General features: G+C 73.2%; 20 protein-coding genes and 2 pseudogenes. 11 read left to right on the plus strand and 11 right to left on the minus strand.

The annotated features are described in order from the left end of the window. Positions 1–8 precede the first annotated feature (8 nt). From ACWH4W_RS19875 to ACWH4W_RS19895, 5 genes and pseudogenes are all read left to right on the plus strand, one after another. Entirely contained in the window at positions 9–545 is a 537-nt protein-coding gene (locus ACWH4W_RS19875; RefSeq protein ID WP_473077058.1) for a cysteine hydrolase family protein, read from the plus strand. A gap of 42 nt (positions 546–587) precedes the next feature. Further along, on the plus strand, positions 588–1,373 hold the full coding sequence (locus ACWH4W_RS19880; protein WP_473077059.1) for a nucleotidyltransferase domain-containing protein: 786 nt from the start codon (positions 588–590) through the stop codon (positions 1,371–1,373). 54 nt (positions 1,374–1,427) lie between these two features. Further along, positions 1,428–1,844: a copper amine oxidase gene (locus ACWH4W_RS19885; RefSeq protein ID WP_473077060.1), complete on the plus strand. Its 417-nt coding sequence runs from the start codon at positions 1,428–1,430 to the stop codon at positions 1,842–1,844. Between the two features lie 75 nt (positions 1,845–1,919). Further along, positions 1,920–2,764: pseudogene (gene thpD / locus ACWH4W_RS19890) on the plus strand (ectoine hydroxylase). Between the two features lie 5 nt (positions 2,765–2,769). Beyond that, on the plus strand, positions 2,770–4,206 hold the full coding sequence (locus ACWH4W_RS19895) for an aminobutyraldehyde dehydrogenase (protein ID WP_473077061.1): 1,437 nt from the start codon (positions 2,770–2,772) through the stop codon (positions 4,204–4,206). A 39-nt stretch (positions 4,207–4,245) separates the two neighbouring features. Here the strand turns inward: ACWH4W_RS19895 and ACWH4W_RS19900 are convergent, their stop codons facing one another. The 4 genes from ACWH4W_RS19900 to ACWH4W_RS19915 all read right to left on the minus strand — a co-directional run bounded on the left by ACWH4W_RS19900 (position 4,246) and on the right by ACWH4W_RS19915 (position 7,140). After that, positions 4,246–5,094: a GRP family sugar transporter gene (locus tag ACWH4W_RS19900; RefSeq protein WP_473077062.1), complete on the minus strand. Its 849-nt coding sequence runs from the start codon at positions 5,092–5,094 to the stop codon at positions 4,246–4,248. Further along, positions 5,087–5,632 (minus strand): MarR family winged helix-turn-helix transcriptional regulator, encoded by a 546-nt coding sequence (locus ACWH4W_RS19905; protein ID WP_473077063.1) that lies wholly within the window; start codon positions 5,630–5,632, stop codon positions 5,087–5,089. The genes ACWH4W_RS19900 and ACWH4W_RS19905 overlap by 8 nt, the downstream gene beginning before the upstream one ends. 678 nt (positions 5,633–6,310) lie before the next feature. After that, positions 6,311–6,658, minus strand: coding sequence for a DUF6300 family protein (locus ACWH4W_RS19910; RefSeq protein WP_473077064.1), 348 nt, complete (start codon positions 6,656–6,658; stop codon positions 6,311–6,313). 26 nt (positions 6,659–6,684) lie between these two features. Beyond that, complete coding sequence (locus ACWH4W_RS19915) at positions 6,685–7,140, minus strand: archease (protein WP_473077065.1); 456 nt, start codon at positions 7,138–7,140, stop codon at positions 6,685–6,687. Between the two features lie 121 nt (positions 7,141–7,261). On the opposite strand from ACWH4W_RS19915, the gene ACWH4W_RS19920 reads away from it, so the two are divergent. Next, positions 7,262–7,912, plus strand: coding sequence for a phosphoribosyltransferase (locus tag ACWH4W_RS19920; RefSeq protein ID WP_473077066.1), 651 nt, complete (start codon positions 7,262–7,264; stop codon positions 7,910–7,912). Between the two features lie 333 nt (positions 7,913–8,245). Here the strand turns inward: ACWH4W_RS19920 and ACWH4W_RS19925 are convergent, their stop codons facing one another. Both ACWH4W_RS19925 and ACWH4W_RS19930 read right to left on the minus strand, forming a co-directional pair. Next, a complete protein-coding gene (locus ACWH4W_RS19925) occupies positions 8,246–9,436 on the minus strand; it encodes a CaiB/BaiF CoA transferase family protein (protein WP_473077067.1) in 1,191 nt (396 codons plus the stop codon). 123 nt (positions 9,437–9,559) lie between these two features. Next, a complete protein-coding gene (locus ACWH4W_RS19930) occupies positions 9,560–9,799 on the minus strand; it encodes a hypothetical protein (RefSeq protein ID WP_473077068.1) in 240 nt (79 codons plus the stop codon). Between the two features lie 134 nt (positions 9,800–9,933). Here ACWH4W_RS19930 and ACWH4W_RS19935 point away from each other — a divergent pair, with 134 nt between their 5' ends. Together ACWH4W_RS19935 and ACWH4W_RS19940 are read left to right on the plus strand one after the other, a co-directional pair. Continuing rightward, a complete protein-coding gene (locus tag ACWH4W_RS19935) occupies positions 9,934–10,839 on the plus strand; it encodes a LysR family transcriptional regulator (protein WP_473077069.1) in 906 nt (301 codons plus the stop codon). Between the two features lie 395 nt (positions 10,840–11,234). Then, a pseudogene (locus ACWH4W_RS19940) lies at positions 11,235–11,710 on the plus strand (XdhC family protein); the annotation flags it as partial. 230 nt (positions 11,711–11,940) lie between these two features. On the opposite strand, the gene ACWH4W_RS19945 reads toward ACWH4W_RS19940, so the two are convergent. Beyond that, positions 11,941–12,507: an NADPH-dependent FMN reductase gene (locus ACWH4W_RS19945; RefSeq protein ID WP_473077070.1), complete on the minus strand. Its 567-nt coding sequence runs from the start codon at positions 12,505–12,507 to the stop codon at positions 11,941–11,943. Positions 12,508–12,629: 122 nt separating this feature from the next. Here ACWH4W_RS19945 and ACWH4W_RS19950 point away from each other — a divergent pair, with 122 nt between their 5' ends. Both ACWH4W_RS19950 and ACWH4W_RS19955 read left to right on the plus strand, forming a co-directional pair. Then, positions 12,630–13,283 (plus strand): TetR/AcrR family transcriptional regulator, encoded by a 654-nt coding sequence (locus tag ACWH4W_RS19950; protein WP_473077071.1) that lies wholly within the window; start codon positions 12,630–12,632, stop codon positions 13,281–13,283. Positions 13,284–13,365: 82 nt separating this feature from the next. Next, positions 13,366–14,403: a LacI family DNA-binding transcriptional regulator gene (locus ACWH4W_RS19955; RefSeq protein WP_473077072.1), complete on the plus strand. Its 1,038-nt coding sequence runs from the start codon at positions 13,366–13,368 to the stop codon at positions 14,401–14,403. A 261-nt stretch (positions 14,404–14,664) separates the two neighbouring features. On the opposite strand, the gene trxA is transcribed toward ACWH4W_RS19955, so the two are convergent. Then, positions 14,665–15,057: a thioredoxin gene (gene trxA / locus ACWH4W_RS19960; RefSeq protein WP_290003120.1), complete on the minus strand. Its 393-nt coding sequence runs from the start codon at positions 15,055–15,057 to the stop codon at positions 14,665–14,667. Between the two features lie 117 nt (positions 15,058–15,174). Between trxA and ACWH4W_RS19965 the strand changes: the two genes are divergently transcribed. Beyond that, positions 15,175–16,632, plus strand: a complete 1,458-nt coding sequence (locus ACWH4W_RS19965) for a dihydrolipoyl dehydrogenase family protein (protein WP_473077073.1) — start codon at positions 15,175–15,177, stop codon at positions 16,630–16,632. A gap of 25 nt (positions 16,633–16,657) precedes the next feature. On the opposite strand, the gene ACWH4W_RS19970 is transcribed toward ACWH4W_RS19965, so the two are convergent. The 3 genes from ACWH4W_RS19970 to ACWH4W_RS19980 form a co-directional block, all read right to left on the minus strand. Next, positions 16,658–17,302 carry a peptide deformylase gene (locus ACWH4W_RS19970; RefSeq protein ID WP_473077074.1) on the minus strand — a complete coding sequence of 215 codons (645 nt, stop codon included), beginning with the start codon at positions 17,300–17,302 and terminating at the stop codon, positions 16,658–16,660. After that, on the minus strand, positions 17,302–17,661 hold the full coding sequence (locus ACWH4W_RS19975; RefSeq protein WP_473077075.1) for a tetratricopeptide repeat protein: 360 nt from the start codon (positions 17,659–17,661) through the stop codon (positions 17,302–17,304). The genes ACWH4W_RS19970 and ACWH4W_RS19975 overlap by 1 nt, the downstream gene beginning before the upstream one ends. A gap of 105 nt (positions 17,662–17,766) precedes the next feature. Continuing rightward, positions 17,767–18,153, minus strand: coding sequence for a VOC family protein (locus ACWH4W_RS19980; RefSeq protein ID WP_473077076.1), 387 nt, complete (start codon positions 18,151–18,153; stop codon positions 17,767–17,769). Positions 18,154–18,231 lie beyond the last annotated feature (78 nt).

Consider the following 18,231-nt stretch of genomic DNA (forward strand, 5'->3'; position numbering starts at 1 on the left):
CTGAAGGCATGGGCAAGACCGCACTGATCGTCATCGACATGATCAACACCTACGACCACCCGGACGCCGACCAGCTGCGCCCGTCCGCCGAGACGGTGGTCCCGGTGATCTCCGGCCTGCTGGAGCGGGCCCGCCGGCAGGACGCGCCGGTGATCTACGTCAACGACAACTTCGGCGAGTGGCGCTCCCACCACGGGGAGCTGCTCGACAAGGCGCTGGCGGGACCGCACGCGCGCCTGGTCGAGCCGCTGGTCCCGGACGAGTCCTCGCTCTTCGTGGTCAAGGCCCGGCACTCGATCTTCTTCGAGACCCCGCTCAGCTACCTGCTCTCCCAGCAGGACATCGACCGGCTCGTGCTGTGCGGCCAGGTGACCGAGCAGTGCGTGCTGTACTCCTCGCTCGACGCGCACATCCGGCACTTCCAGGTGACCGTCCCCCGGGACGCCGTCGCGCACATCCACGCCGACCTGGCGGACGCCGCGCTGCGGATGATGGAGCGCAACATGGGCGCGACGGTGTGCGACAGCGATGAACTGTGGGCGTGAGAACCCGGACCGGCCGCGCCTTTCGGGGGTGACACCGAGGGCATGAGCCGTCCCTTCCCGCCGCCGGAACTGCGCGCCTATCTGGAGGAGCTGGTCCGCCGTGCCTCCGCAGTCTGCGGGGACCGCCTGGTGAGCGTCCTCGCCGTCGGCTCGCTCGCCCTCGGCGACTACCGCCACGGGCGCAGCGACGTCGACGTGACGGTCGTGGTGGACCCCGCGCCGCCGCGCGCGGACCTCGTCTCGCTGGCCGGGACGCTGGCCCACCCCGCGCTGGCCTGCCCGGCCGCAGGCCTGGAACTGGTCGTCTACCCCGCCGGCTTCGCCGCCCGCCCGTCCGGTGCGGCGGGATACCTGCTGGACCTCAACACCGGGCCCTCCCTGCCCGAGCGGGCCGACCACGACCCCGCCGGCGCACCGGCCTTCTGGTACGTGATCGACCGCTCCGTCGCCCACCAGGCGGGACTCCCGCTGTACGGCGCGTCGGCGCGGGACGTGATCGCGGCGCCGGAGCGGTCCACGGTGCTCGCCGCGCTCCGCGCCTCCGTGCGGGAACACGCCGACGGAGAGGGGCACCTGGCCGACAACAGGGTGCTCAACGGCTGCCGCGCCACCGTCCACTGCCGTACCGGCCACTGGTTCGCCAAGCGCAGGGCGGGGGAGATCGTCGCCGCGGCCGAACCCGCTTTCCGGCCCTTGATCACCGAGGCGCTGACCAGCTTCGAACGCCCCCGCGCGGCGGCGGCCACCCTGCCCGCCGCCGACGTGCGGGCGTTCCTGGCCTGGGTGGCCGCACGTGTCGAGGAGGCGGCCGCGGACGCCGGCGGGTGAGCGACACGTCGGCGGCCCGTCACGAGACTTCGAGGCGGGGGTCACCACCGGTCGTTGGTCTCCCACCAACCGGGGGACATCGCCGGCAGCGGTCCCGGAGGTTTCAATGCCAACCCCCGTCGAGCCCGGCGTGCCGCATCCTGCTCGGCGAGCCGCTTGGCTATCCGCCGTCTTGACGACCCCACGCAGTTCTACGCGGCCGGCGACTACCCCAACCAGAGCCGCGGCGGCGAGGGACTGCCCGCTTTCGTACGGCAGGACAGGCCGCTGGCCGACACGGACGTGGTGGTGTGGCACACGTTCGGTGAGCACCACATCGTGCGCCCGGAGGACTGGCCCGCCATGCCGGTGGTGAGCACCGGTTTCGCCCTGCGCCCCAACGGGTTCTTCGACGGCAATCCAGCCCTGGACGTGCCCGCTCCGAACGGATGTGACAGCACCACGGCCTGCCATGGCCGGGATTCCCTCTAGACGAAAGGCACCGACATCGTGAGCACCACTGTGACCGACCGCTACCCCACGCGCCTGCTCTCTCCCGCCCCCGCCATGGCGCGCGAGGACCCGACGGCCTGGGGCACTGCTGAGGACGGCCCGCTGGCAGCGGACCAGCTGGACACGTTCGACCGGCTCGGCTACCACGCGGAGCAGTCTCTCCTCACTCCGCAGGAGGTCGAGACTTTCCAAAGGGAAGGGGCGCGACTCGCGGACGACCCCGACCTGCGCAAGGACGAGCGCACCGTCATCGAGGAAAAATCGCAGGAGGTCCGCTCGATATTCGAGGTTCACCGTATCAGCGAGGTCTTCGCCCGCCTGACCGCTGACCCCCGCGTGGTCGACCCAGCCCGACAGATGCTCGGCTCCGAGGTATACGTCCATCAGAGCCGGGTCAATTACAAGCCGGGCTTCGGCGGAGGACCCTTCTACTGGCACTCCGATTTCGAAACGTGGCACGCAGAGGACGGCATGCCGGCACCGCGCGCGGTGAGCGTCTCCATCGCCCTGACTGAGACTACCCCTACAACGGAAGCCTGATGATCATCCCTGGTTCCCACCGCGTTTTCGTACCGTGTGTGGGCCAGACACCACACGATCACCACCGCAACTCCCTGCGCACCCACTCGGTGGCCATCGGGATGCCCGACCAGGAATCGGTGAGCGAACTGGCTCGCAACGCGGGCGGCATCCAGCAGTTCACCGGGCCGCCCGGGTCGGCCACCTTCTTCGACTCCAACTGCATGCACGGATCGAACGGCAACATCACGCCCTACCCGCGGTCCAACATCTTCATCGTCTTCAACAGCGTCGACAACGTCCTAGGGGATCCTTTCGGGGCCCCCGCCCCACGGCCGACGTACATTGCCAGCCGTGAATTCACGCCCGTGCCGAGGTGAGGAAAGTGACAGCGCACAAGACACTTGAGAACTTCATCGGTGGCCGTCGCCGCCAGGCCCGGTCCGGGAAGACGCTTGTCCTGACCAACCCCGCCACCGGCGAGGTCACCGGAGCCGCCCCTGTGTCCGGGGACGCAGATGTGGATGCGGCCTGCGCCACTGCGCTTACTGCGTTCGAAACATGGCGGGACGTCGCACCGGCGCAACGGCAACTCAGCCTGATGGGCATAGCCGACGCCCTTGAGCGCCGCGCTGACGAGTTCGTCCGCGCGGAGGCTGTCCATACGGGTAAGCCGCTGCATGTCACGGCGGCCGAGGAAATCGGTCCCATGATCGACCAGATCCGCTTCTTCGCGGGGGCCGCGCGCTTCCTCGAGGGCAAGTCGGCGGGTGAGTACATCGCGGACCACACGTCGTTCGTGCGTCGCGAGCCACTCGGAGTGTGTGCGCAGGTCACGCCGTGGAACTACCCGCTCATGATGGCCGTGTGGAAGTTCGCTCCGGCCGTGGCAGCGGGCAACACAGTGGTGTTGAAACCCTCCGACACCACACCTCTGACGACTGTGATGCTCGCTGAACTGGCCGCTGAGTTCCTGCCCGACGGCGTGTTCAACGTCGTCTGCGGTTCCCGGGAGACAGGGCGATGCCTGGTTCGGCATCCGGTGCCGGCGATGGTGTCAGTGACCGGGAGCGTCCGTGCGGGAACCGAGGTGGCCGGTGCCGCTGCCGTCGATGTCAAGCGCCTTCATCTGGAATTGGGCGGTAAAGCGCCGGTGGTTGTCGCCGCCGATGCCGACCTGGCCCAGGCCGCTCGCGGGATCGCCCAGGCAGCACTCTTCAACGCCGGACAGGACTGTGCCTCGGCCTGCAGGGTCATCGTGGACCAGGCCGTGCACGATGAATTCGTAGCGGCGCTCACGCAGGAGGTCAAAGGTCTCACGACCGGCGCCCCCGACGACCCGACCGTATTCTTCGGCCCGCTGAACAGCGCCACGCAGCTCGCGAGGGTCGAGGAACATCTTCGGAGCCTCCCCTCGCACGCCCAGGTGGTCACTGGCGGCGAGGCCCTGCCGGGTCCGGGATACTTCCACCAGCCCACCGTGATAACGGGGCTGCGACAGGACGACCGGGCCGTCCAAGAGGAGATCTTCGGTCCCGTCATCTCCGTCCAGCCGTCCAGCAGCGACGAAGACGCCCTCCGTCTCGCCAATGGTGTGCGGTACGGTCTCGCGTCCTCGGTCTGGACGCGAGACCATCAGCGCGCGATGACCATGGCGCGGAAGATCGACGCGGGCTGTGTCTGGATCAACTGCCACATCCCTGTCGCCGCCGAGATGCCCCATGGTGGGTTCAAGCAGTCCGGTTACGGCAAGGACCTCTCGTCCTACAGCCTGGAGGACTACACCCGCATCAAGCACGTCATGTCCTACCTGGGCGCATGAGCGCGCCCGCCGGCCCCTGGCAGCAGAGGGCCGGCGGGTTCAACGCAGTGCGATGAGCCCGATCGCGAGTGCCGCGCAGACGAGGCCGACGGCCTGTCGACGGTTCAGACGCTCCTTCAGCAGCACCAGGGCGAGGAGGACGGGGATGGCGGGGTAGAGGGCGGAGAGTACGGTGGCGATGGCCATGAGCTGTTGTCTGGTGGCTTCCAGATACAGCACGATCGCCAGTGTGCCCAGGGCACCAGCCGCCACCGTTGTCGCCCACGGCTTGCCCGTCAGCCTCCAACGGGCACCGTAGGAACCCAGGACCGCGGCGATGACCAGGACGGAGACCACCCGGCTCAGCACCACCGGCCACAAGCCGCTGTCCGTGTCCACCTGCGCCATGGCGAGGAACTGCACGCCGAATCCCACGCCGGCGATCAAGGCACTGGGGACTCCCGCGGAAACCGCCCGACGCCGCTTGTCGCCGAGGCCCGCAGAGTTCTGCGAGACCAGCCACAGCGCCGGCAGGACGGCGGCAATCCCCACCCATGCAGGCAGGGCTGGACGCTCTCCGAGGAGACATACTCCGACCAGGACCGGGAGAGCCACGGCTCCGACGTCGCTGACCGGAACGACCACGCTCATCGCCCCCTGGGACATCGCCCGGTACAGGAAGGCGACCCCGACTCCTGTGCCCACTCCCGACAACGCGCCCCAGCCGTAGTCGGCGAGCGAGGCAGTTCCACCGTGGAGAACCGGGGCCAGGAGAAGCCCGAGTACGGTGCCTCCCAGCTGGGCGTGAAGTGCGACGGTCAGCCCGTTGTGCCGACGCGAGACCAGGCCGTTGACGAAGTGCGTGATGCCGAAACACAGGGCGGACAGTAGAGCGAGCAGTTCACCCATGATCGTGCTCGTGGCTTGCCCGGTGATCCCGGTCCGCCTGGCCCACCGGGCAGGTCGCACCGTTCCGGACACAGGCACACCGGTCGCACAGCCGGCAGATGCGTTCGGCGTCACCGGGCTGCCGGTACAGACCCGTCAGGACCTTGCTCAGCAACCGGCCGAGCTGCTCGCGCTCGCCGTCGTCGAGACGGCTCAGCGCTTGTCGCAGTATGTCGTTGCGGCAGGCGAGGAGCGTGTGCGCCGCCTGCGCGCCCAGATCACTGAGTTGGAGGCGGACCCATGCCCCCCAGCTGGCTTCTTTGCGTACCAGTCCCTGTTTCTCCAGGCCATCGACCATACGGGCCGCCGCGGACTGGCTCAGTCCCACCCGGCGGCCCAGCTCGGTGACGCTCAGGCCGGGGTCCGTGGACAACACCACCAGCGCGGCCGCTCCGCTCGAACTGGTGCTGGCCGCCCGTGTCGCCTCGGCGACCACCACGTCACTGAGGGCGAGTGCGGCGGCCCCTAAAAGATTCGCTGTGTCGGATTCCGTATGCATGAGTCATGCATACCCTCGATGACGTGCTGCAAATCATACTGTGGTGGCTCAGCGGGCTCCTCGCAGGCTCCGCTGGGCCCTTCCACCGGACGGTCCTTCCTCGGCCTGCTGATGTGCGGCTGACCGCGGGCAGCCCTGCAGCAGCCGCCCCCGGACAGCATGCGGGTCCGGAGCGTGAGCGAGCGCTTCAGCTAGCCGCTCAGCGTTCGAGCCGGCCATGTCGTCGTGGACAGAGTCCACAGGACCTGCAGCGGCCGGCCTGACGGTCGGCGTCGTCGTGCTCCCGGTCGATCCCGAGTCCCGCGCGGTGGTCCTCGCACACGGCGTGCACGGTGCTCCGGCACCGCCATCGCCCCGCGCCGGCACTTCCGTCGAACGCGTTCGGACCATCCCCCAGCTCCGCTGCCACGTCTTCCCCGGCGCCACCCGCGCCCTCGACCCGGCAGCCAGAGTGCCCAGCGATGCCCGTATCAGTGGGGTGGATGCGACGTCCGGCTGGTCCGCCGGGAGACGCCTCCCCATCGCCGGTTCGCTCGGTCTCGCGGGTGACGGGTACCGAGCTCGTCAGTCGTTCCCACGGGAACGAACCGACCTCGTTCCGGCACCGCTGAGGCGCCCTCACCCGAGGGAACGGAGCTCGGCGGCCGCCGCCTGCCGTCACGGGCCGGCAGACAGCGCTCAGGGCTGTTCGGGCGGGTCTTCCTCGAAGGGGCGGTCGTGAGCGGCCATGTACTCCTTCGTCCACTCCACCAGCAGGTGTGCACCCTCCTGGACGCGGCTCTCGTCATGGTCACCGCCGTTGGCGAACCACTGGACGAACAGGCCGGCCGCCGGGCGGTCGGCGTCGCCGGTGTCGCAGGCCGGGCACAGCTCCAGAGGGATCGGCCGCCCGTGTTCGTCCCGGGAACACGCCGTACGGCGGCTGCCCCGTCGGCGTCGTGAGCCCGGGTGACCTCGCCGCCGGGGCAGCCTGGGAGGACCCGCACACGGACGCCGGCGGACCCCGCCCGCGTCACGCCGGCCCATCGAGCGTGCCGGTCCGGCCCCGTGTCTCAACCGTCCACGGTCACCGCGCACGACCAGCCGTACGGTCCCGGCCGCAGCCGCAGGTCGTCCCAGGCGAGGTCCGTCGGCACCGGCCCGGTGACCCGCACGTCCGCCAGGCCCGCGACCGCCAGCCGTACGTCCAGGCCGCCCTCGGCCTCGTCCGCCTCCACGTCCACGGGCACGTGGCCGTAGACCTCCAGGCGGTACAGGACCTCGTCGAGCAGCGCGGCCAGCAGGTCGTCGTCGCTGGCCTCCTCCAGGCGGATGCGGCCCACGCCGGTCGGTCTCACGCCGGAGACGTCGGCGAAGCACTCCACCATCGCCACCACGGCCTCCGCCAGGCAGTGCTCGCGGCTCGCCGCCCAGGCCTCGATCCGTACCTCGTCCTCCTGCGCCACCGAGCGGTGCCCGCTGCGGTCCGGTCCCGGCGCCTGCCCCGGGTCACCCGTGTCACCGACCATGCACCACGACTGCCCGAGCGCACGGGCCCCATGCCCCGCGACGGTGCATCGCGCGCCGGGGGAGGGGTACGCGGACGCCGACCGGGCCCCGTCCCGGCCGTACGGAGGGAGGCCGACCGTCATGCGGTTCCGTGATCGCCGGCAGGCCGGACGCGAACTGGCCGCGCGCCTGCGTCAGGAGCAGGACGCGGGCGCCCTGCCCGACCCCCTCGTGCTGGCGCTGCCCCGTGGCGGTGTCGCCGTCGCCGTCGAGGTCGCCGAGGCGCTCGGCGCGCCCCTCGACGTCCTCGTGGTCCGCAAGGTGGGAGCCCCCGGGCACGAGGAGTACGGCGTCGGCGCCATGGCCGGCGACGGCGTCCCCGTGTACGACGACGAGGCCCTGCGCGGCCTGGGCCTGACCCACGCCGACCTCGCACCCGTCGTCGAACGGGAACGCGCCGAACTGCTCCGGCGCGAACGGCTCTACCGTCAGGGCAGGCCCGCACCCGACCCGCGCGGCCGTACGGTGATCGTCGTCGACGACGGTCTGGCCACCGGCTCCACCGCCCGCGCGGCCCTGCGCGCCCTGCGCGCCCGCGCACCGGGCCGCCTCGTCCTGGCCCTCCCGGTCGCCTCCCCGGCGGGCGTCGCGTCCCTCCGTGCCGAGACCGACGACCTGGTCTGCCTCCACGCACCGGCCGCCTTCATGGCCGTCGGCCAGTGGTACGACGAGTTCGACCAGCTGACGGACGAGGAGGTGCTGGGGGCGCTGCGTGGAAGGGAGCAGGCGTAGCGCGCGAGACGCCCTGGCGGTGCTCGGCCGCCCGGCTCACCGGCACGCGGCCGCGAGAGGGTCTCCCCCCGCGGTGCGATCACGGCCACGGGCGCACGCCGGTGGCCGTGCGGTTCCCCGGCGGTGTCTCGCTGGATCCCCGCTGTCCGGCGTACAGGCGCGTCCGGGCTCCCCGTTCCGTGCGACGCGGGCGCGGCTCGCGTCAGTGAGCAGCCGGCGACGGCGACCTGCCCGGCACCGGCGGCGGGGCCGCCCCTCACCGGGCGACGCAGCGGGGTGGGCCTGTCCGGGGCGTCGTCCGAGCGGCCCCGCCCGGGTGCCGCCCGGTCCGGGTCAGATCACCCCGTCCTCCCGCAGAGCCGCGATGTCCTCAGGGGAGCGGCCCAGGTCGCGGAGGATCGTTTCCGTGTGTTCGCCCACCGCCGGGACCGGATCCATGCGCGCCGGGACGCCGGCGAGGTCCGCCGGCGGGAGGAGCGCCTCCGCGGTGCCGCCCGGCACCCCGATCTCACGCCACCGGCCGCGCGCGGCGAGCACCGGGTGGCCGAGGAACGCCGCGACGTCGTTGACCCCGGCGCAGGCGATGCCGATGCCCTCCAGGCTCGTGAGCAGGTCCGCCGCGTCGTCGCGGACACAGCGGTCCGCCACGATCGCGTTCAGTTCCTCCCGGTGCGCCACGCGGTCCGGACCCGTCGCGAACCGAGGGTCGTCGGTCAGCTCCGGCCGGCCCAGGAACTCCCGGCACAGCGCGGCCCACTCGCGTTCGTTCTGGATGGAGAACAGCACCTCGCGGCCGTCCGCGGCCCGGTACGTGCCGTACGGGGCGATCGTCGCGTGCTGGGTCCCCAGCCGCGGCGGCTGGGCGCCGCCGTACCGGGTGTAATAGGCGGGCTGCCCCATCCACTCCGCGAGCGCCTCGAAGAGGGACACCTCCACGGGGTGCACCTCGCCGGTGGTGGCGCGGGTGTAGAGGGCGGTGAGCACACCGCTGTAGGCGTACATCCCGGCGGCGATGTCGGCGACGGAGATGCCCGTGCGGGCGGTCTCCTCCAGGGTGCCGGTGAGCGACACCAGACCCGTCTGGCACTGCACCAGCAGGTCGTACGCCTTGCGGCCGGCCCACGGGCCGGTGGTGCCCCAGCCGGAGACCGTGCAGGGGATCAGCCGCGGATGGCGGCGGGCCAGGTCCTCGGCGCCCAGTCCGAGCCGGCCGGCCGCGCCCGGCGCGAGGTTCTGCACGAACACGTCGGCGTCCGCGAGCAGTTCGTGCAGGATGTCCAGGCCGCGCGGATCCTTCAGGTCGAGGGTGAGGGACTCCTTCGAGCGGTTGATCCACACGAAGTAGCTGGACGTGCCGTGCACGGTGGTGTCGTAGCGGCGGGCGAAGTCGCCCTCGCCCGGCCGCTCCACCTTGATCACCCGGGCGCCGAGATCGGCCAGCTGCCGGGTGGCGTAGGGCGCGGCCACGGCCTGCTCCACGCTCACCACCGTCACCCCGGACAAGGGGAGTCTCCGCACGTCCACGCCTCCTGCCCGCACCCGGCCCCGGTCACCGGCCGCCCTCGGCCGGTACGCGATCACTACGCGATGAGTACGGCCGGGGCGAACCGCCTGTCAAGCCGGCCTGCTCGTCCGCTCACCCGCTGGTCACCTGCCGTCGACCCGGGCCGCCGGGGCGTCGGCGGGCCGGCTGCGGGACAGGACGCGCACCCCCCGCGCGTCCACCGCGCGGACCTGCAGCGAGCCGCAGCCGCACCGCGTCCACACGGTGCTGCCCGCCGCGGTGGCGTGCCGCGAGACGACCTGGAACGGCTCCGCGTGGTCCGGCCACCCGCAGTGGGGGCAGGCGGTGCCGGTCGTGCCCGTGGCGCCGGTCGTGCTGGTCATGGCGACTCCTCGGATCCTCACGTGCTTCACGTGACTCGTGTGCCTGTCGTCGGTCGTGACACGTCAAGAGTGCGCCGTCGGTTATGTTCACGTCCAGGTTGACTTTGCGCACGCCACCGTGAAGCCTCGACTTCATGATTGACCTGCGCCGCCTCCACGTCCTCCGAGCGGTCGCCCACTACGGCACGGTCACCGCGGCCGCCCGCGCCCTGCACTTCACGCCCTCGGCCGCCTCCCAGCAGATCCGCCAGCTCGCCCGCGACCTCGGCGTCGACCTGCTGGAACCCCAGGGCCGCGGGGTACGCCTCACCCCGGCCGCCGAGAGCCTGCTGACGCACGCCGACGCCATCCAGGCCCGCTGGGACCAGGCCGAGCTGGATCTGCGCGCCGACCACGGCGACCCGGCCGGGGTGCTGCGGGTGACCGGCTTCCCGGTGGCCGTCTCGGTGTTGCTCGCGCCGTTGGCGGCCCGGCTCGGCGAGCGTCACCCGAGGCTGTCGGTACGGATCACGGAGGCGGCGGTACCCGGCGCCTTCGACCTGCTCTTCGAGGGCGCCGCCGACCTGGCCGTGGTGGAGTCCACCCCGCACAACCCGCCGATGAGCGACACGCGGTTCGACCAGCGGCCGCTGCTGGACGACCCGTTCGACCTGGTGGTGCCGGACGGGCACGCGCTGGCCGGGCGGGACCGGATCGACCTGGCCGAGGCGGCGCGCGAGCCGTGGATCGCCCCGGTGCCGGAGAGCCCGTGCCGGCTCCAGGTCATGGCCGCGTGCGGCGCGGCCGGCTTCGCCCCGCAGGTCGTCCATCACGCCGGCGACTGGAACGCGACGGCGCATCTCGTGGCCCACGGCCTCGGCGTGGCCCTGATCCCACGCCTGGCCCACGTCACCCCGCACCTCCCGATCGCCCGCGTCCGCTGCACGGGCGACCCCCACCGCAGACTCCTGACCGCCACCCGCACCGGCGGCCACGCCCGCCCGGCCGTCGCGACGGCCCTCCAGGAACTGCGCGAACTGGCCCCCACGGCGGTCGCCTGACTGGCCTGAGGCCGCCCGGCCCCGTGCCTGCCGGTGCACGGGCGCCGGGCCGCGCACCGGCTGCCCGGATGTCGCCGTGATGCCGCGCGAGCCACCCGGACCGGCACCTGCGCGGGGCTGTGACGCCCCGGCGGGCGCGGACCCGAGCGTCTGCGGCGCGGCGTACGGGCGTCGGAGCGTCGGCAGCGCGCCCGCCGGCCGGCGGTCGTCGTGTGCGCTGCGCGCACCGTCGGGCGTCCGTCCGCGTGTGGCGCTCCCGCCGCATGCGGCCGAGCCGGTCGGTCCGGCGGTCTGGTGGGCGGCCGGGCGTCCGTCCGCTGTGGGGCGTTCCCGCCGCACGTCGGCTCGGTCGTCGGTCCGGTGGCCCGGCGTGCGGCCACGTGAACGGCTGCCGGACGCTGGTACGGGTGGGGTCGTTCCTCGGCTGCCACGTCACCGTGTGCGACGCCCGTCCGGTGTTCGCCACCCGGGCACGCTTCCCGGAGGCCGACGAGACCGTGGTCGGCTGGCCGCACCGCTATCTGCGGGACACGCGCACCCACGGCCGCACGGTGCTGTGCGTGCTCACGCACGACGTGAAGTCCGACGTTCCGCCGCTCGAGGTGGCGCTGGGGCTGCCGGTGGCGTACGTCGGCGCGATGGGCTCCCGGCGCACCCACACCGACCGCCTGGGCCGGCTGCGGGAAGCGGGCGTGGGGGAGCGGCGCTTGTCCCGCCTGCGCTCCCCGATCGGCCCCGGCCTGGGCGCCCGCACCCCGGAGGGGACGGCGGTCTCCATGGCGGCGGAGATCGTGGCGGCACGGGCGCGCCCCCGACCACGACGTCGACACCGGCCCACCACGACGGGCGGCCTGCTGCGGCAGCGGTGTGAGCCGGGGCGGCCGGTGGTTCGTCCGCCCGGTGACGCGGGCTCCGGAGAGACCCCTGGCCTGCGTGAGCGCCCCGTGGTGTCCGGCGGCCGGGGCGCCCCGGGTGGCCGGTCGCCGGTGCGAAGGGCCGTGGAACTGGTTCCGCTGGTTCCGTCGGCGGCGGGCGGCGACGCCCCCGTGCGCTGGGAAGGGGCCGGAAGCGGATGCTTCCGGCCCCTTCGGGAAGCCTGGGTCAGACCGCGGTCCGCTCGCCGTCGACCAGCGCGTGCAGACGGTTCAGGACCTCCGTCAGCTGCGCGGCGACCTCGCTGTCGTCCGACGGGTGGGTCTCGGCGAAGCGGGTCACGGAGCCGGGGATGGACAGCTTGATGTCCTCGACCACCTTGCCGCCGGCGATGCCCACGGCCTTGCGGGCCTCGTCCTGCGCCCACACCCCGCCGTACTGGCCGAAGGCGGTGCCGACCACGACGACCGGCTTGCCGCCGATGGCGCCGGCGCCGAACGGGCGGGACAGCCAGTCGATGGCGTTCTTCAGCACGGCCGGGATGGTGCCGTTGTACTCGGGCGTGAAGAACAGCAGCGCGTCCGCGCCGGCCGCGGCCTCGCGCAGCTTGGCCGCGGCGGCCGGGACGTCACCCTCGACGTCGATGTCCTCGTTGTAGAACGGGATCTCCGCGAGTCCCTCGTAGAGCGCGACGTCGGCGCCCGCGGGAGCGAGCTTGACCGCGGTCTCGGCGAGCTGACGGTTGTGCGAACCGGCGCGGAGGCTGCCGACGAGGGCGAGGATGCGAACAGACATGAGGGGACTCCAGGAGGTGGACTACGAGACGCGATGCGATGTGGAGCGGGGTCCGCTTCGCAGTTGTAGCACTCCAACCGGACTGCGGTCCAGTTTCATTCCCGATGCTTTACGCTGGCTTCATGTCCGCCGTGCCCCCGTCCGCCCCGACGCCCCCGGAGCCCGTCGAGCCGCAGCTGCTGCAGCTCGGTCTCGGCGACGACGAGCCCTGCCTGCGCGCCGACGCCGCCCGCAACCGGGCCCGCCTGCTGGAGGCGGCCGCCGGACTCGTCGCCGCGCGCGGGGCCGACGCCGTCACCATGGAGGAGGTCGCCGCGGCGGCCGGTGTGGGCAAGGGCACGGTCTTCCGCCGCTTCGGCGACCGCACCGGCCTGCTGATGGCCCTCCTCGACCACAGCGAGAAGAAGCTCCAGGCCGCCTTCCTCGGCGGCCCCCCGCCGCTGGGTCCGGGCGCGCCCCCGGCCGAGCGGCTGCGCGCCTTCGGCCGTGCCGCCCTGCGCCGCACCGTGGAGGACCTGGAGCTCCAGCTCGCGGCCGAGCCGGACGCGGGCCGCCGCTTCACCGTCCCGCCCTACCGGGTGCGGCACCGCCACGTCTCCCTGCTGTTGCGCCAGGCGGTCCCGGACGCCGACTGCGACCTGCTCGCCCACACGCTGCTGGCCCAGCTCGAGCCCGCCCTGGTCCACCACCTGACGCACCAGTGCGGCATGTCCCGGCAGCGCCTGGAGGACGCCTGGACCGGCCTGGTCGACCGCATCACGGGCACCACCGCCTGACCTCCCCGGACGCCCCCGCCAGCCCCTCTCAACTCCCCCGATTCAAGGCCGCGTTACGGCTTCTGCGAAGATGCCGTACGTCATGGTGCAGATACCGAACCCGCCCGTCCCCGCGCCCCCCGCACCGACGCGCTCCGTGCCCACGAGCGCCGATGTGGCCCGCCTGGCCGGCGTCTCGCGCGCGACCGTCTCCTACGTGCTGAACAACGCCCGGGCCGTGCGGATCAGCGAACCCACCCGCCGCCGCGTCCGCGAGGCCGCGCGTGAACTCGGGTACGTCCCGCACGCGGCCGCCCGCAGCCTGCGCGCCGGGCACAGCCGCATGGTCCTGATGCCCGCGCCCGCGTTCCCCGTGGGCCCGCTGTACAGCAAGTTCATCAACGATCTGCAGGCCGCGCTGAGCCTGCTCGACTACACGGTCGTCCAGTACGGCACCGTCGGCGTGCACGACGACGAGGCCGCCCGTGCCTGGGCGGAGCTGCGCCCGGTGGCGGTGCTGGTGCCCGGCTCCGGGCTCGGGCCGCGCGGCGTGGAAGTGCTCAAGCGCTCCGGGGCGCGGGCCGTCGTCACGCTCGGTCCCGAGACCGTGGAGGGCGCGCACGCCCTGCTCATGGACCACGACGTGGTCGGGTACAGCGCGGGCGCCCACCTGTTCGACCGGGGGCGCCGACGGATCGGCGTGGTCGTGCCGGGGGAGCCGGGCCTGGACACGTTCTCCGCGCCCCGCCTGGCGGGGGTGCGGGCCGCGGTGCACGGCACGGACGCCACGGTGACCGAGCTGCCGCTCGCGTACGACGAGGAGGCCGCCGCCCGGCTCGCCGCCCGCTGGCGGGACCTCGGCCTCGACGCGGTGTTCACGTACAACGACGAGTACGCGATGCTGCTGATGCGCGCGCTGCAGGACGAGGGGATCCGCATCCCCGAGGAGACGGCCGTGGTCGGCGCGGACAACCTGATGCTGGGGCGGCTGCTGCGTCCCCGGCTCAGCACCGTGCACCTCGAATTACCGTCCGGTCAGGAACTGGCCGACCTGGTCGACCGAGCCGTCCGCGACCCGGCTGCCGCGCCGGAGGCGCACAAGGTGCTGGGGGCGTCGGTGGTGCGGCGGGAGTCCGGCTGACGCTTGACGCCCAGCCGGGTCCGGCTCACCGGGGGAGTGCCCGGGGAACTGCACGACCGGGAGCGCTCGATGCGGTGGGTACGGGTGGCGTCGCTGCGGGCGCGCGTCGACCGCCGCCGGCCGCGGGCGCTCATTCATGCCGCTGGGGCGGCCCGGGCGGGCGCGACGGCACCCCGCCGGCGCCGGGTGGCGCGACCCCCGGCCCGCTGCCCCGCACGCCGCGCGTGCGGACGCGGGCCCGGCTCCGGGGCTCCGGCGGGCTCAGGCGCCCTGACCGTCGCCCTGCTGCTGCGCCTGCTGCTCGGCGATCTGCTGCCGCACCTGGTCCATGTCCAGCTTGCGGGCCTGACCGATGACGTCCGTCAGCGCGGCCTCCGGCAGGGCACCCGGCTGGGCGAACACGGCGACCTGGTCGCGGACGATCATCAGCGTCGGGATCGACTGGATGCCGAAGGCGGCGGCCAGCTCGGGCTGCGCCTCGGTGTCCACCTTGCCGAACACCAGGTCCGGGTTGTCCTCGGCCGCCTTCTCGTACACCGGCGCGAACTGCCTGCAGGGTCCGCACCACTCCGCCCAGAAGTCGATCAGCACGAACTCGTTGTCGGTGACCGTCTGGTCGAAGTTCTCCTTGGTGAGTTCGACGGTGGCGCTCATGATCTGGTCCCTCTTCCTGCTGTCGGCTCGGGTGTCGGCACAACACGGCCGACCGGTCACGTATTCCGCGCCCCTACCCGTGTGGCCGTCGGGCACACCACCCACCAGACTGACGTCATGACGGAAACGCGAACGACGCACACGGAGACGCACACGGAGGCGACCGCCTACGACGTCGTGGTGATCGGTGCCGGACCGGTCGGCGAGAACGTCGCGGACCGCACCCGCGCCGCCGGGCTCTCCACCGCCGTGGTGGAGAGCGAACTGGTCGGCGGCGAGTGCTCCTACTGGGCCTGCATGCCCAGCAAGGCCCTGCTGCGTCCGGTCCTCGCCCGGGCCGACGCCCGCCGCCTGCCCGGCCTGAGCGCGTCCGTCCAGGGCCCCCTGGACACCGCCGCCGTGCTCGCCCGGCGCGACTCCTTCGCCTCCGGCTGGAAGGACGACGGCCAGGTCCGGTGGCTGGAGGGCACCGGCGCCGACCTGTACCGCGGCCGGGGACGCCTCAGCGGCCCGCGCACCGTCACCGTCACCGGCCCCGACGGCGGCCGCCGCGTCCTCACCGCCCGCCACGCCGTCGCCGTCTGCACCGGCAGCCGCGCCCGGCTGCCCGACCTGCCCGGACTCGACGAGGTCCGCCCCTGGACCAGCCGCGAGGCCACCGGCGCCCGCTCCGCGCCGGGCCGGCTGGTCGTGGTCGGCGGCGGCGTCGTCGCCGCCGAGATGGCCTGCGCCTGGCAGGCGCTCGGCTCGCGCGTCACCGTCCTGGTGCGCGGCGAACGCCTGCTCGGCCGCATGGAGCCGTTCGCCGGCGAGCTGGTCGCCGAGGCCCTCACCGAGGCCGGCGCCGACCTCCGCACCGGCACCTCCGTGAAATCCGTGACCAGGGAGAACGGCACCGTCGTCGTCCTCACCGACACCGGCGACCGGATCGAGGCCGACGAGATCCTCCTCGCCACCGGCCGCGCCCCCCGCACCGACGACCTCGGCCTGGAGACGATCGGCCTGGAGCCCGGCTCCTGGCTGGAGGCGGACGACACCCTCCGGGTGACCGGCCACGACTGGCTGTACGCCGTCGGCGACGTCAACCACCGAGCCCTCCTCACCCACCAGGGCAAGTACCAGGCGCGCATCGCGGGCGCCGCCATCGTCACCCGGGCCGCCGGGGAGCCGGTGCGGAGCGAGGACTGGGGCGTGCACACCGCCACCGCCGACCACGCGGCCGTCCCGCAGGTCGTCTTCACCGATCCCGAGGCGGCCTCCGTCGGCCTCACCCTCGCCGAGGCCGAGCGGGCCGGCCACCGGGTGCGGGCCGTGGACGTCGACCTGTCCTCGGTGGCGGGCGCGAGCCTGTACGGCGACGACTACCGGGGCCGGGCGCGCATGGTCGTCGACCTCGAGGACGAGATCGTGCGCGGCGTCACCCTCGTCGGTCCCGGCGTCGGCGAGCTGATCCACGCGGCGACCGTCGCGGTGGCCGGCCGCGTCCCGGTCGGCCGGCTGTGGCACGCCGTCCCGTCGTACCCCACCATCAGCGAGGTGTGGCTGCGGCTGCTGGAGGCCTACCGGGACGCCTGACCCGCACTGCCGACAGGGGGCGGGCTCACGGCAGGTCGAAGCCCAGCGCCCGCGCCGCCTCGTCGGCCGTCGGCTGCGCCCAGTACCGGGCCGCCGCCTCGTTGGCGGACAGCGAGCGCAGCTCGGCCCGGTCCAGGTACAGGGTGCCGTCCAGGTGGTCGGTCTCGTGCTGCACGATCCGGGCGGGCCAGCCGGTGAACACCTCGTCCAGCGCCCGCCCGTGCTCGTCCTGCCCGGTCAGGCGCACCGACGCGTGCCGCGCCACCACCGCCTGGTAGCCCGGCACGCTCAGACACCCCTCGAAGAACGCGGCCCGCTCCGCGCCGACCGGCTCGTACCGCGGGTTCACCAGCACCCGGAACGGCTGCGGCTCCCGTCCGCGCGCGACCCGCACCTCCTCGGGCACCGGCGCCGGGTCCTCGATCACCGCGATCCGCAGTCCCACCCCCACCTGCGGCGCGGCCAGCCCGACACCGGGCGCCGTGCGCATGGTGACCCGCAGCGCCCGTACGAACCGCGCCAGCAGCACCGGGTCCAGCTGTCCATCGTACGGCTCGGTGCGGCGCCGCAGCACCGGATGCCCGGCGGCGACGAGGGGCAACGGCCCCTCCTCGGCGAGGAGCCGCTCGACCCGCTCGGCCAACGGCACGCGTTCGCTCGGAGTGTCCATCACGTCAGGATCGCACGCCCGTCGGCTTGTGCCCCCAGTGCGGCCGCGAGCCGCAGATGCGGCTGCGCCTCGGCGTCCCGCCCCTGCCGCTGCAGGGTGCGGCCGAGCATCAGGCGGGCGTAGTGCTCCACCGGGTCCCGGTCCACGATGATCCGCAACTCAGCCTCCGCGCGGCGCAGTTGGGCCGAGTGGTAGAAGGCGCGGGCGAGCAGCAGACGCGGACCGGTCTGCTCCGGCACCTCCTCGACCAGACTGCCCAGGACCCGCGCGGCGGCGGTGTAGTCCTTGGCGTCGAAGAACCTCCCCGCGCGCTCCCAGCGCTCGGCGGGGGTCCCGTGGTCGTAGTACGTCGTGTCCACCTGACACCTCCTTCGCGCCCGGCAACCGGACCGGCCGCCCCGGTATTCCCTCCGCCCGCGGAGGCCGGCCCCGGCGACGTCGCCGGGGCCGGCCGTCGGCCGCGGTCAGTCGAGGTAGTGCGCGCGCCCCTCGTCGTCGAGTTCGAAGGGCCCCGCGGGGATGACGCAGAACTCGTTCCCCTCGGGGTCCGCCATCACCAGGAACCCGCCGTCGTACCCCTCCAGCCGTCGCCCGCCGAGTCCTTCGATCCGGCGCTGCTCGGCGGCCGGATCGGGGGCGGCGATGTCGAAGTGCATCCGGTTCTTGCCGGACTTGGGCGCGTCGGTGCGCTGGAAGCCCAGCCCGAGGCCGTTCTCCCGGCGCAGCCAGACGTAAGGGCCCGTGCGCCCTGCGACCGGCCTGCCGAGCACGTCCGACCAGAACGCGGCGAGACGCTCGGGGTCCGCCGCGTCGACGATGAGGGCGTTGATCTGAGCTGAGGGATCGGTCATGTCCCGATCCTCTCGCGATCCGGCGCGCGGACGGTCCCGGCACGCCCCGCGGACGACATCGTGCGACGGTGTGAGCCG

It is taken from the genome of Streptomyces sp. DSM 120436, assembly GCF_055778765.1.